Consider the following 12,751-nt stretch of genomic DNA (forward strand, 5'->3'; position numbering starts at 1 on the left):
TAGGGTTATTAAGTGCTAATTGCCATGTGGGCAATATATCCAGATCTATTTTCGCCTGCTGACTTTGCCTTGGCGTCCAATCTTGCCAAGACTCTTTTTGGTAAGGAAATATTGACTCTTTCAATGTCATCAGATAGTAAAGCGGGATTTATCTCCACAATCGCCCAGATAAAACCCTTGAATTCTTTTTTCTTCTGAAGATCGGTAATTAAGCTAGGTTTGGGTACATCTTTGGCGTTATCAAGCGCTATCTCGATCCAAAGCTCAATGGCTTCCTTAGCCTTTTCGATGGCCTCATCAATCCCGCCATCAGCAGCGGAAAAACATCCAGGTAGATCGGGGACAACGACACCCCAGGCTGTCTTGGAACTTCCGGGTTCAATTGCAATTGGATACTTCATAAGTGCCTCTTTATTTGACTTGAGCTTGTTTCAGTACTTTTTGAACTAATCCGACTCCTAAATCTTTTTTGGGGTGTGGTACCACGATGTGCCCAGATTTAAATGAATGATGAAAGATATGGTGAGAACCTTTCGAACCACGCAATGCCCAACCATCTTTTCAAGTACCTTAATTAGCTCTTTACTATTCATCCCTGCATTTTATATACACACTATACACACAAATGAAGAAGGGGTGTTAATTAAGTTAAATTTTTGGGGGGTTATGCAGATACTTCAATTGATTTACTCGGAAATGCTTTCACACATCCATCTTTTGCCTTTTGTCCTATTGGGTATTAAAAACTACACCCATCCCAATCCAGAGCAATACAAAGGCGAGTAGGGCAGTAGCGCCTATTTTCTTCAGAAAGTAGGGGAGGGTGTCTTGATAAGCCTCATCATTGCGGCCAAAGTACTGATCAAAGCGGCGCCACACTAAGCGCCCTGCAAATACAGGCAGCAGCATGGCAATGATGCCCATCACAATGGTCGTACTGTCGTTCATCTCATTCTCCGGTAAGTCTGGCGGACTGCATAAAGAGACAGCATACTGGTTTTATTACCTTGTTTTACATCTAGGGCTGATACAGTAGAGGCTCTAACCCTGTTGAAGAAAGAAAGTCATATGACCGATTTATCCGTTGCCCAATTAAAAGATATTCGTGCAGCTGTCATGGGTGCTGCTGCTAAAGCACCTGGCTACCTCATTGGCTTAGGCATCCTATTTATTGTTTTGGGCATGATTGGTGTTGCTGGACAAGTCTTGTTCTCCTTTTTGACTGTCAATGTGTTAGGTGCATTTTTGGTAATTGGCGGCGGTTTGCAATTCGTGCACGCGATTCAATCTAAAGGATGGAAGAGTGTGGGTATTCAAGTGATCTTGTCTATTCTTTACATTGCTGCTGGACTCTTTACTTGGGTATTTCCAATTCCGGCATTAGAGGTGATTACCCTCTGGTTAGCTGCCATCTTCTTTATTACCGGCTTTTTACGTTTGGTATCTGCATTTCAGCACCGTCACTTCAATGAGTGGTTTTGGATGGCTCTCTCTGGCTTGATTTCAATCTTGATGGGTTTCTTGATCATGAATGGCTATCCTGCTTCAAGCCTCTGGTTACCTGGCCTCCTCATTGCTATCGAATTACTCTTGCAGGGTTGGTCAATGCTCTTCTTGGGCTTTGCGGCGCGCTCTTTAACTCAGCAATAAAGAAAGCGCTTATTGCCTTATGAAGAAAACGGATTTGTATAAGAATCTTGCCTTGAAAACTGCGCAAGAAATGAAGAACGCTGCTAAGTCTCCAAAACTCGGCGCGGTTGCGAAGGCAAAATCCAAAAAAGAACTCGCCGAGGCCAACCCTTTGTTGGCCTCGTTGATGGGTAAAACAAAATCAAAATAAACTGTTGCTGATTCGTTTTATCTAGTGAAATAGGCGTGAGTAAAAATGCGTAGTCGATATGGTGTTTTTTTACTCACGCTGCCCTCAGCGCTTACTTGGGCACAAGTGGCGCCACCCCCCAATTACGATCAAAAGTTAAGTGATGTAGTGGTAACTGCGACACGTGCAGGTACGCCACTCGATCAAATGACGCTCAACACCACGATCTTGACTGGGGAGGTGCTTGAGGCAGCGCCTGACCAAACAATTGATCAAGTCTTAAAAAATGTGCCGGGCGTATTCTTAAACGATGTGCCTTACTATCAAAAGGATCCCACCGGCCAAAGCATCAATGTGCGTGGTTTAGGTTATGGTCGCACGCTGGTATTAATTGATGGACTGCCTGCCAACGATGCCTTTTATGGCACCGTGCAGTGGAACTTAGTTCCCATGTCAGCGATTGATTCTGTTGAGTTTGTGCGCGGCGGTGTATCGAGTTTGTATGGTAACTATGGCATGGGCGGCGTCATTAATATCAATACCAAGACACCGCAAAATAGCTCACAAGATATTGCTGCAAGTTATGGTGCATTTGGCACTGGTAATGTTGCGGTGTCCAAAGATATTGTTGCCTCTGATGCCTATCAAATGCGCTTATCAGCGGATTACTTTTCTACAGCTGGTTTTCAGAATTACGCGACCATTTTTCCAGCATCGCCAAACAATATTAAAAATGGCATGGGGACCGACTCCGCAGCCAATTCCAATATTCGCTTAGAGAACTTTTTTAAGCCAACGGCAGATACGAATGCTTTTTTGCGTTTGGGCTATGGCACGATGGCTGATCTAAGTACAAACTATGCCATTGCGCCTAACCTGATTCAAACGGCTAATTTTGCAGGTGGTACAAATACGCAAATAGATGTAGATAAAAAAACGCAGGTCAATGTGTTTTATCAGCAGACTCAGTTCTACAAGCAAAGTGGTTCTACCGCGACATCGGGGGTGGATAGAAATCAGCCCTATATCAATGCCAACTACACCGATCCTTATTCCACGCTTGGGGCTTCTGCGCAATATACCCAGGATCTTCATGCCGCCGGAATTGATCAATATATTCTGGGGATAGATGCGCGCAATATTACCGCCTCAAACACCACGAATAATCTCAATGCCAATGGCTCAGGTCAGGTGGTTTCGGTGGATTATGCCCAGGGGCAACAAAATTTTTATGGGATATTAGGGCAGCTTAAGTCTAAGTCTTCAGCTATTCCGCTCGAGGCGACATTGGGCGCGCGCTTAGATTACTGGACCAGTCAAACCCCCACCTTATATAACGCTGGGGCCAATGGCATTAATCCGCAATATCAAAACGTAAACAGTCAAAGCAAAACGCAATTGAGTCCTTCTTTAGGGCTGCTCTATCAAGCTACTAGCGATTTAGATTTGCGGGCGGCAGCATATCAAGCCTTTCATGCGCCGAGCATGAACAACACACTGCGCAGCTATGGTTCGCAAACCAGCTGGAATTTTGCTAATCCCAATTTGACTCCAGAAACCATGACTGGATTTGAGTTGGGTTCCGACTACCGCTGGGGTGCTGGTTTTGCCCAGATCACTACTTTTAATAATTACGTCCAAAATGCGGTAGCCAGCTATGCCTTAAATGCCAATAACGCCGGTGATGTTGCTTTGGCGCAATCGCTTTGTAATGCCACAGGTAATCCACTAACAGGGGTGGGAAACGTGGGTATTTGTAATTCCAAATCGGTTAATTACTTTACCAATCGCCAGGACTTATTAAGTCAGGGGGTGGAGTTTCAGTATCACCAAGATCTAGATGTGCATTGGGCGGTCGATAGTGGCTATACCTATACCAACACCCGCCTGACTTGGAATGCAACCAGCGATCCAACGGGCAGTCAGCTTGGGGGTGTACCGCGCAATATGTTTAATTCTGGAGTGACGTATTACCCTGCGCCATCAGCCAGCCTGTCTGCAACCATGCATTATGTGGGGAACTCATGGATGGATACCGCCCACCTCTATCCAGTACCGGCCTACGCCATTATTGGTTTGCGGGCTAATTATCAAGTCACGCAGAATGCCTCAGTCTTTGCTTCTGTTGTGAACTTACTCAATCGCCAATACATTACCTTCAATCAAGCCACCTCGAGTAGCTCCTACCAGGCTGGAATGCCGCAGGCCATTAGTGTTGGGGCGCGAGTGAGCTTTTAGGGTGCTCGGGCTTGGGTATTTATTGTGCACCGCGGTAGAGGCGATCTCAAGCCAAGCCTTTTTCACAAAATTAATAAAAATGCTTTAGGATTGCGTTAGAAATTTGAATTGCATCAAAATGCAAGATCAATCATTTAAAACCAAAATATTTGGAGACCTTTTATGAAGTTCAAAGTAATTTATTCGCTGATGTTCGCTGCTGGTATGACCTTGACAGGCCTAGCCAGCGCTCAAGCACCAGCTGCTCCAGTTGCGATTCCCCCTACTTGGGCGCAAGGCCGCACTGCGGATGGTATGAATCCTTCTTTAGCTCCCAGCCCACCTGGTATCTCGGCAATGCCTGTAGAAGATATCCCGGTAAGTAAATTAAAGGTGCCACCTGGTTTTAAGATTGAGCTCTGGGCAGCTGGTATGCCCAATGGCCGCTCTATGACTGAGGCGCCAAGTGGTACTGTGTTTGTTGGTACCCGCTTTACAGGTAACGTCTATGCGGTAGTGACTAAAAATGGCAAGCGTGAAGTCAGGACGATTGCCAAAGGATTGCATCGTCCAAATGGCGTCGCATTTATTGATGGCTCATTGTATGTGGCCGAGTTGTCACGCATTATTCGCTACGACAACATTGAGCAAAATTTAGATAATCCACCTGCACCCGTAGTAGTGTTCGATGCGCTGCCAAAAGATGAGCCACATGGTTGGAAGTTCATGACAGTCAGTCCAGATAAAAAGTACCTCTATTTTCAGATTGGTACCCCTTCGAATATTATCATTCCACCTTATACACATGCAGCTATTGTGCGTTTGAATCTCAAAACCAATATCTTGGAATATGTTGCTACGGGCGTGCGTAACAGCGTTGGTATGGATTTCCAAAAAGGCACGAATGAATTGTGGTTTACCAATAATGGCCGCGATTGGGTTTCTGAAGATTTACCAAATGACACTTTGAATCGTTTAGTGCGCCCTAAAGGAATGAACTTTGGTTATCCGTTCTGTCATCAAGGCGACTTGGTTGATCCAGATTTGGGTAAAGGTCGTTCATGTGATGAGTTCGATAAGCCAGAAATGAAATTGGGTGCACACGTAGCTGCCTTGGGAATGCGTTTTTATAATGGCCAGCAATTCCCAGCAGAATACAAAGGCAATATCTTTATTGCCGAGCATGGTTCTTGGAATAAAACCAAAAAATCAGGCTACCAAGTGGTGCGTGTAGTGTTGGATGCCAAAAATAAGCCGATCAAGCTTGAGCCATTTGTCACGGGTTGGTTAGATAGCAGTAATAACGAGGCCTGGGGTCGCCCAGTCGACGTGCAAGTACTCAAAGACGGATCGATGTTGGTATCCGATGATGAGACTGGCTCCATCTTCCGTGTGTCTTACGCCAAATGAAATTGATCTTTAAGACGAAGGCCATCCTCGTGGTGGCCTTTTTTAATAGCCTCTTATTAATATCGAGTTTGGTTCATGCCGCGCCAGGAGATGCTGTGGCCGGAAAAGAAAAAGCACAAATGTGTTTTTCATGTCATGGCGAGAATGGCATCTCTATTGGGCCATCTATACCCAATCTGGCTGCGCAACCAGCCCTTTCTCTCAGTTATCAATTGATTCAGTTTCGCGGTGAGCAGCGCAAGGGCGGTGGCATGGAAGGGATTGCGCAGGCATTGAGCGATCAAGATATCCGCAATATTGCTGCCTACTATGCTGCCTTACCGCCACCACCAGGTAAGCCTGGTAATCCGGATTTGATTGCCATAGGGCAGAAGCTGGCGGGTACTCTGTACTGCAATTCTTGTCATGGAGCCCAGTTACAGGGGCAAAAACATATTGCCCGCTTAGCTGGCCAATGGCAAGAATATGTAGTAACCCAGCTAAAAAATATCCGTTCTGGTGCACGTATCGATATGGACGGCACCATGGGCAGTGCCGCAAAGGGTTTAAGCGATGAGGATGTAGAATCACTGGCTACTTACGCCGCATCCCTTAACTAGTACCCCTTTTAAGTCACCTCATTGCAAACTAAGAATCACTACCTATTTATTGATTTTTTAAAGGTTTTTGCTGCTTTCATCATCATCCTTCACCATCTATCGAGCTATGGGCAGATGGCGCAGGATGCTAGAGAATTGTTACCTGGAGTGATGGGATGCTTATTTGAGTATGGACGCTATGCTGTCCAAATATTCTTGGTGATGGGTGGGTATCTCGCCGCACAATCCTTGATGCGCGCCAATGCCGTTGATAAGCCCCGCAACACGCTTAAATTAATCATTAATCGTTATTTGCGTCTTTTTGCTCCTTATGTGGTTGCCTTGGTATTTACTATTGCCTGCGCTTGGGTGGCGCGCTTCTGGGTGAGCGATGAGTTTGTTGGCGAATCAGAAACGCTCAAGCAATTTTTGGCACATCTATTTTTCTTGCAGGGCGTCTTGGGCTTGGATTCGATCTCTGCTGGCGTGTGGTATGTGGCAATTGATTGGCAGCTCTATGCCGCGCTCACTATCATGTTGGCGACATTTCCTGGTTATCGCTCGCTAATCTGGATGGCTACTATTTTGATCGTCGCATCGCTGTTGTACTTCAATCGCCTCACGCAGTATGAAAATTATTTCTTCTACTTTATTGGCTCTTATGGCCTGGGTGTATTGGTTCATTTGGCGAAAGATCATGCCGATCCAGCGATTAAAAAACTGTCACAAGTCTTGCTTGCTTTGATTGGGGTGATTGTGCTGATCTCGAGTTTTCAGGATCTGTGGATTAGAAATATTCTGGCCTATGTAGTCGCAATTGCCTTGGTGCTGTGGGGCAGTCGGGCCTACAAGGATGAGAAACACCACAAAATGCATAACCTCGTCTTCTCTATCCTCTGGGGTAGTCGTCGGTCTTACTGTGCTTTCTTATTGCACTTCTCATTTATTTTGATTGCCAACACCATTTACATCGCTTCAGGCTTGAGTTTGCTTAATAATGGCTTGATCGCGATTGGGTTTATGCTAGCCACCATGATGGCGAGTTGGTTTACCGCAAACTACCTATATCGCTATGTTGAAGTGCCTGCGCGCCACTTCAAGCTCTAAGTATTAGAGACCTAATTCTTTGAGGCAGCGGAAGATTTCTCGGTACGCTTTTGGCGGCTTATTCTGCTCTTTTTCTCTACGCGCATTTCGGATTAAAGTGCGCATATTCTGAATATCCATCTCCGGAAACTGTTCAATCAGTTTGGTGAAGGCGGCATCATCAGCAATTAAGCGGTCACGATAGCTCTCTAAAAAATGCAGTTTGGCTGTTTCAGCTTTACTCACCCCTTGGATCGCGTCAAGACGCTTCTGAATAGCCTCTAACTCTGTTTCATCCAAAAAGCGCATCAGCTTTCCGAGGTATTGCTTGTGCCTACGGATTGCTTCAAAACTTTTGATTTTGTTTGTTTCTGCGATGGCCGCCTTGATTGCCTCATCCATTGGAATGGTTTTGAGTGCGTCGCTACTTAAAGCGGCTAAAACCTCAGCCAGCTTTTGACGTTCAGTCATTTGCCGCTTTAGTTCGGATTTGCTGGGCCCGTCATTTGGATCTTCCAGTTTTGGGGTGCGATTTTTCTCATTGACGTGCATTTGCTCATTTTAGACGGGTATTGGTTGGAATTAGTCTAAAAGCAGTTTTTGCTAGCGTTAGCGCGGAAAGCCTGTTTTGGTAAATAATGTTTCCAAAGTAATAGAATTTACGCAATAGCTGGCAAAAAATAGAAAAATGACAACAGAGACCCCATCCGCTTTTATGAGCAGCGCTTCTGCTTATGACTACATCATTATTGGCGCCGGTAGTGCAGGCTGTTTGCTCGCCAAAAGCCTTTCGGCTAATCCCAATAAGAAGGTCTTATTGATTGAGGCTGGCAAAAACGACAACTACATCTGGATCCATATTCCGGTTGGCTATCTTTACTGTATTGATAACCCGCGAGCAGATTGGCGTTTTAAAACTGCTAATGAAGCTGGATTAAATGGACGATCCTTGCTTTATCCTCGCGGCCGGGTGCTGGGTGGCTGCTCTTCAATCAATGGCATGATTTATATGCGTGGTCAGGAAGGTGATTACAAAGCTTGGGTTACAGCAACGGGTGATGAATCTTGGTCTTGGCAAAATGCCCTCAGACGCTATAAGGCAATTGAGGATTACCACGGGCCTGCCAATGAATGGCATGGTAAGGGTGGCGAGTGGACAGTATCTAAACAACGCCTGCGTTGGCCAATCATGGATGTGTTTAAGCAGGCTGCTATCGAGACCGGAATTCCGGCAAGCGATGACTTTAATACTGGCGATAATTTTGGTGTGGGTTATTTCGATGTGAGTCAGCGTGATGGCTGGCGCCTCAATGCCGCTAAGGCCTTTTTGCGTGATGCTGCTAAGCGCAGCAATCTCACGGTTGTGACGCAAGCGCTGGTTGATAAATTACTGATTGATCCGGCCACTAAAAATTGCTACGGCGTTCAATATCTTAAAGACGGCGTATTGACCAAGGCTTTGTGCCATATCGCTGCGCAAGGTGAGGTGATATTGAGTGCCGGTGCGATTGGTAGCGTTCAGGTTCTGGAGCGCTCTGGTGTTGGCGCTGCAGACCGCTTAAATGCTTTAGGCATTCCCGTAATGAGTGATTTGCCCGGTGTTGGAGAAAACCTGCAAGACCATTTGCAATTGCGCATGATTTACAAAGTAAACGGTATTAAAACGCTTAACACCAAAGCAAATACTCTGTGGGGCAAAATGCTCATTGGTTTGGAGTATTTCTTTAAGCGCTCTGGCCCTATGTCGATGGCGCCATCTCAGTTAGGTGCTTTTGCATTCAGCGCTCCTGATCAAGAGCGTGCCAATGTGGAGTATCACGTGCAACCACTTTCTTTAGAGAAGTTTGGTGAAGATTTGCATTCTTTCAACGCGTTTACTGCCAGTGTATGTAATTTGCGCCCAAGCTCTCGCGGTAGTGTGCACATTAACTCCTTGGATCCCGAGGCGCCTCCAGTGATTGCACCCAACTATCTCTCTACCGAGGAAGACCGCAGAATTGCAGTGGAGTCTTTGCGTCTCACGCGCAAGATTGTGCAAAGCCCAGCACTGGCGCCCTACACCCCGGAAGAATACAAGCCAGGTAGTCGATATCAAAGCGATGAAGAGTTGGTTAAGGCGGCGGGCGATATTGGTACTACCATTTTCCATCCAGTAGGCACTTGCAAGATGGGGTGTGCAGATGACCCAATGGCGGTACTCGATTCGCAATTGCGTGTGCGGGGTGTTGGCCATTTACGGGTGGTGGATGCTTCGGCCATGCCAACAATTACCTCTGGTAATACAGCTGCTCCAACCATGATGATTGCTCAGCGCGCTGCTGAGTTAATTACCGGTAAGTAAGTACACTTTGACGACACACAAAAGTAATCACTTACCCTTAAGTCATTTGCTATTGGCATTAGCGATTGTGGCGGTGTGGGGTACCAATTTCGTGGTGATGAAAAATTGCTTGAGTAGCTTTCCACCATTTTTATTTGCCACGCTGCGCTACGTCTTTTCTTTGTTGCCAATGGTATTTTTTGTCGCCAGACCAAAAGTTTCTTGGCGTAATCTCTGCTTGTATGGCCTGTGTACTGGGGTAGGGCAGTTTGGTGTGCTCTATTACGCCATTGAATCTCAAATTCCACCAGGCTTAGCTTCTTTGGTAATCCAAACCCAAGTATTTTTTACCATTGGTTTTGCCATGTTCTTTGCAAAAGAGCGGCTCAAACTCTATCAGGCTATCGCGGTTTCCATTGCTTTAGTGGGTTTGATCATCATTGCCTTGCATACTGATGCTAATACGACCTTCTTGGGCTTATCTTTGGTGGTTTTTGCTGGATTTTCTTGGGGGGTTGCTAATACCGTCAGTCGCCGGGCCGGCGATATTAATATGTTCTCGTATGTTGTGTGGGCAAGCGCATTTTCTATTCCACCATTGATTTCGCTTACCCTGATTTTTGAGGGTGGCTGGCAGCAAGTTGGCTCAGCGCTTGTAAATGCTTCGCTAGCAGCTTGGATTGGCGTCTTTTGGCAATCATGGGGCAACACTTTATTTGGTTATGCCGCCTGGGCTTGGTTACTCTCCAAACATCCTGCTGCCTTAGTAGCTCCGGCCCCATTATTGGTGCCAATATTTGGCATGGGGGCATCAGCCTATTATTTGGGGGAGCCATTACCAGGCTGGAAACTATTGGCTGCAGGCTTGGTGATTACTGGGCTGGTAATTAATCTGTTTTGGCCCAATCTGCGTGAGCAACTTTACAAGCGTAACCCTTAATTTTTTTACCTTACTTTGCATGGTCAATCATCACCTGCTAAGGTAAAACCCTTATTTAAATAGCTGCCACACCGACTGCAATGAATGTAAGATAGTTTTCAGTTCTTTGCAGTCAATATATATAAAAAAAGTAATTTAATTACTTGTTCTAATCATGGAGATATTATGAAAATTCGCCGTCATATTTTTGCAGTTGTTACTGCTGCAATGCTTTCATCTGGTGCCTACGCCGCTGATATCAAAGTTGGTGTAACTGGCCCCTATACTGGTGGCTCATCCTCAATGGGTGTCAGTATGCGAGACGGCGTACGTTTAGCTGTCAAAGAAATTAATGCTGCTGGCGGCATTAATGGAAATAAAATTGTCTTAGTCGAGCGTGATGATGAGGCAAAAAATGAGCGCGGCGTCCAGATTGCACAAGAGTTAATTAATAATGAAAAAGTGGTTGCCACTTTAGGGTTCATTAACACGGGTGTTGCCTTAGCTTCTCAGCGTTTTTATCAAGACGCAAAGATTCCCGTCATCAATAACGTGGCAACTGGTACATTAATTACGCACCAATTTCCAAACGCCCCAGAAAACTATGTTTTCCGTACGGCAGCTGCTGATGATATTCAGGCGCCGATGATTGCCAAAGAGGCGGTCGAGAAGCGTGGCTTGAAGAAAGTCGCCATTTTGGCTGACTCAACCAACTATGGGCAACTAGGTCGTGAAGACTTAGAAAAAGCACTTAAGAAATATGGCGTTACCCCAGTTGCTGAAGAGAAATTTAATTTAGGTGATGTCGATATGACCTCCCAATTGCTAAAAGCTAAAAACGCTGGAGCAGAGGTAGTGTTAACTTATGCGATTGGTCCCGAGTTGGCCCAAATTGCAAACGGCATGGCTAAATTGGGTTGGAAAAAACCAATCATTGGTAGCTGGACTTTATCCATGGCTAGCTTTATTGATACGGCAGGCAAGAACGGCAATGGGGCCACCATGCCAGAAACGTTTATTCAGGCGCCAGCCACTACACCAAAACGTAAAGCATTTGTAGAGGCCTATCTTCATGACTTCAAGCCAAAGAACGGCATCATTGCCTCGCCAGTGTCTGCGGCGCAAGGGTATGACTCTGTGTATTTATTGGCTGCTGCGATTAAGCAAGCAAATAGCACTGAGGGACCAAAGATTTTGGCGGCTTTACAAAACTTAAGCGCTCCAGTCGATGGCGTGGTGATGACTTATAACAAGCCATACACGCAGGCAGATCATGAGGCAATTAAAGCAAAAGATGTGGTGATGGGTGTTGTTGAAGATGGCCACGTCGCTTTCTTGAATTCTGAAGATGCCGCTCCAAAAGCTGCTGCTAAGAAAAAATAAATAAGCAACCTTCAGTTTTGGTTCAATATGAAGCGATATTGCTCCGGCTGATTCCTTGACAAAACGCCGCCTCAATAGCGGCGTTTTGTCAGCATTCTTAGAAATATTAAAACAGCATGTGTTTTTATTAGGTCAATACCATGGAAATCCTTTCACAGATTCTGACAAGCGGCATTGCAGTAGGAATGATCTACGCTGTTATTGCTTTTGGCTTTCAGCTCACCTTTGCAACCTCGGGGACCCTTAACTTCGGTCAAGGCGAAGCTTTAATGTTAGGCGCTTTGGTTGGGCTAACGTGCGTTACAACTTTAGGCATGAATTACTGGCTCATGATTCCCGTGGTCTGTATATTTGGGATGATGCAAGGCGGTTTCGTGGAGTTAATTGGTGTGCGTCCTGCCATCAAAATTAAATCCGAATTTGGCTGGATTATGTCCACTATTGCACTTGGAATTATTTTTAAGAACGTAGCTGAAAACATTTGGGGTCGTGATGCGTTGCCATTTCCATCCCCATTAAGCGATGAGCCAATAAATTTTCTTGGAGCAAATGTGCTGCCGATGGAAATCTTGGTAGTAGTAGGGGCCTTAGTGATGATGTTACTAGTCGAGTTCTTTAATCGTAAGACTATTTATGGGAAAGCCGTAGTTGCAACAGCTAATGATCGTGATGCAGCGGGCCTCATGGGTATTAATACCAGCCTAGTGATCACTTTCTCTTATGCACTCTCCTCTTTGACTGCAGCGTTTGCGGGGGTTTTAATTGCACCGTTGACTTTAACTGGCGCCACGATGGGTGGTGCACTCGGATTAAAAGCCTTTGCGGTTGCGATTATTGGCGGCCTCTCTAGTGGCCTTGGCATTATTGTTGGCGGCCTGATTCTTGGTATTGTTGAAACGGCTACCGGTTTCTATATATCAACTGGCTATAAAGACGTTCCAGGTTTAATTTTGCTACTGCTTGTGCTTGCATATAAACCCTCTGGCCTCTTTGGTAAATCTGCAATTAAGAAAGTTTAA

14 protein-coding genes are annotated in these 12,751 nt (G+C 45.6%); 10 read left to right on the forward strand and 4 right to left on the reverse strand.

Annotated features, from left to right (window positions below):
* Positions 1–8: 8 nt before the first annotated feature.
* The 3 genes from BOQ04_RS00150 to BOQ04_RS00160 form a co-directional block, all read right to left on the reverse strand.
* Entirely contained in the window at positions 9–401 is a 393-nt protein-coding gene (locus BOQ04_RS00150) for a type II toxin-antitoxin system HicB family antitoxin (protein WP_076022765.1), read from the reverse strand.
* A gap of 10 nt (positions 402–411) precedes the next feature.
* A complete protein-coding gene (locus BOQ04_RS00155; protein ID WP_420875815.1) occupies positions 412–546 on the reverse strand; it encodes a type II toxin-antitoxin system HicA family toxin in 135 nt (44 codons plus the stop codon).
* A 183-nt stretch (positions 547–729) separates the two neighbouring features.
* Positions 730–948 (reverse strand): hypothetical protein, encoded by a 219-nt coding sequence (locus BOQ04_RS00160; protein WP_076022766.1) that lies wholly within the window; start codon positions 946–948, stop codon positions 730–732.
* 120 nt (positions 949–1,068) lie between these two features.
* Between BOQ04_RS00160 and BOQ04_RS00165 the strand changes: the two genes are divergently transcribed.
* The 6 genes from BOQ04_RS00165 to BOQ04_RS00185 all read left to right on the forward strand — a co-directional run bounded on the left by BOQ04_RS00165 (position 1,069) and on the right by BOQ04_RS00185 (position 7,131).
* Entirely contained in the window at positions 1,069–1,650 is a 582-nt protein-coding gene (locus BOQ04_RS00165) for an HdeD family acid-resistance protein (protein ID WP_076022767.1), read from the forward strand.
* A gap of 19 nt (positions 1,651–1,669) precedes the next feature.
* Positions 1,670–1,840 carry a hypothetical protein gene (locus BOQ04_RS10685; protein ID WP_158025465.1) on the forward strand — a complete coding sequence of 57 codons (171 nt, stop codon included), beginning with the start codon at positions 1,670–1,672 and terminating at the stop codon, positions 1,838–1,840.
* Between the two features lie 45 nt (positions 1,841–1,885).
* The gene (locus tag BOQ04_RS00170) at positions 1,886–4,057 is read left to right on the forward strand and encodes a TonB-dependent receptor (RefSeq protein ID WP_076022768.1); all 2,172 of its coding nucleotides are present in this window, start codon (positions 1,886–1,888) and stop codon (positions 4,055–4,057) included.
* 162 nt (positions 4,058–4,219) lie between these two features.
* On the forward strand, positions 4,220–5,446 hold the full coding sequence (locus BOQ04_RS00175) for a PQQ-dependent sugar dehydrogenase (protein ID WP_233126589.1): 1,227 nt from the start codon (positions 4,220–4,222) through the stop codon (positions 5,444–5,446).
* Complete coding sequence (locus BOQ04_RS00180; RefSeq protein ID WP_076022769.1) at positions 5,443–6,045, forward strand: c-type cytochrome; 603 nt, start codon at positions 5,443–5,445, stop codon at positions 6,043–6,045. The genes BOQ04_RS00175 and BOQ04_RS00180 overlap by 4 nt, the downstream gene beginning before the upstream one ends.
* Positions 6,046–6,066: 21 nt before the next feature.
* Positions 6,067–7,131, forward strand: coding sequence for an acyltransferase family protein (locus tag BOQ04_RS00185; protein ID WP_076022770.1), 1,065 nt, complete (start codon positions 6,067–6,069; stop codon positions 7,129–7,131).
* A 3-nt stretch (positions 7,132–7,134) separates the two neighbouring features.
* On the opposite strand, the gene yjgA is transcribed toward BOQ04_RS00185, so the two are convergent.
* Positions 7,135–7,662, reverse strand: a complete 528-nt coding sequence (gene yjgA / locus BOQ04_RS00190) for a ribosome biogenesis factor YjgA (protein WP_076022771.1) — start codon at positions 7,660–7,662, stop codon at positions 7,135–7,137.
* Positions 7,663–7,825: 163 nt separating this feature from the next.
* On the opposite strand from yjgA, the gene BOQ04_RS00195 reads away from it, so the two are divergent.
* The 4 genes from BOQ04_RS00195 (at position 7,826) to BOQ04_RS00210 (ending at position 12,751) form a co-directional block, all read left to right on the forward strand.
* Positions 7,826–9,451, forward strand: coding sequence for a GMC family oxidoreductase (locus BOQ04_RS00195; RefSeq protein ID WP_076023140.1), 1,626 nt, complete (start codon positions 7,826–7,828; stop codon positions 9,449–9,451).
* 7 nt (positions 9,452–9,458) lie between these two features.
* Positions 9,459–10,370 carry an EamA family transporter gene (locus BOQ04_RS00200; RefSeq protein WP_076022772.1) on the forward strand — a complete coding sequence of 304 codons (912 nt, stop codon included), beginning with the start codon at positions 9,459–9,461 and terminating at the stop codon, positions 10,368–10,370.
* Between the two features lie 165 nt (positions 10,371–10,535).
* A complete protein-coding gene (locus BOQ04_RS00205) occupies positions 10,536–11,732 on the forward strand; it encodes an ABC transporter substrate-binding protein (RefSeq protein ID WP_076022773.1) in 1,197 nt (398 codons plus the stop codon).
* 140 nt (positions 11,733–11,872) lie between these two features.
* Positions 11,873–12,751 carry a branched-chain amino acid ABC transporter permease gene (locus tag BOQ04_RS00210; RefSeq protein ID WP_076022774.1) on the forward strand — a complete coding sequence of 293 codons (879 nt, stop codon included), beginning with the start codon at positions 11,873–11,875 and terminating at the stop codon, positions 12,749–12,751.

Source organism: Polynucleobacter sphagniphilus, from assembly GCF_001953355.1.
Classification (GTDB): domain Bacteria; phylum Pseudomonadota; class Gammaproteobacteria; order Burkholderiales; family Burkholderiaceae; genus Polynucleobacter; species Polynucleobacter sphagniphilus.

Excerpts from the sequence above, each read along its gene's own strand:
- BOQ04_RS00150 (WP_076022765.1), bottom strand. The coding sequence starts at position 401 with ATGAAGTATCCAATTGCAATTGAACCCGGAAGTTCCAAGACAGCCTGG.
- BOQ04_RS00160 (WP_076022766.1), bottom strand. The coding sequence starts at position 948 with ATGAACGACAGTACGACCATTGTGATGGGCATCATTGCCATGCTGCTG.
- BOQ04_RS00165 (WP_076022767.1), top strand. The coding sequence starts at position 1,069 with ATGACCGATTTATCCGTTGCCCAATTAAAAGATATTCGTGCAGCTGTC.
- BOQ04_RS10685 (WP_158025465.1), top strand. The coding sequence starts at position 1,670 with ATGAAGAAAACGGATTTGTATAAGAATCTTGCCTTGAAAACTGCGCAA.
- BOQ04_RS00170 (WP_076022768.1), top strand. The coding sequence starts at position 1,886 with ATGCGTAGTCGATATGGTGTTTTTTTACTCACGCTGCCCTCAGCGCTT.
- BOQ04_RS00175 (WP_233126589.1), top strand. The coding sequence starts at position 4,220 with ATGAAGTTCAAAGTAATTTATTCGCTGATGTTCGCTGCTGGTATGACC.
- BOQ04_RS00180 (WP_076022769.1), top strand. The coding sequence starts at position 5,443 with ATGAAATTGATCTTTAAGACGAAGGCCATCCTCGTGGTGGCCTTTTTT.
- yjgA (WP_076022771.1), bottom strand. The coding sequence starts at position 7,662 with ATGCACGTCAATGAGAAAAATCGCACCCCAAAACTGGAAGATCCAAAT.
- BOQ04_RS00195 (WP_076023140.1), top strand. The coding sequence starts at position 7,826 with ATGAGCAGCGCTTCTGCTTATGACTACATCATTATTGGCGCCGGTAGT.
- BOQ04_RS00205 (WP_076022773.1), top strand. The coding sequence starts at position 10,536 with ATGAAAATTCGCCGTCATATTTTTGCAGTTGTTACTGCTGCAATGCTT.
- BOQ04_RS00210 (WP_076022774.1), top strand. The coding sequence starts at position 11,873 with ATGGAAATCCTTTCACAGATTCTGACAAGCGGCATTGCAGTAGGAATG.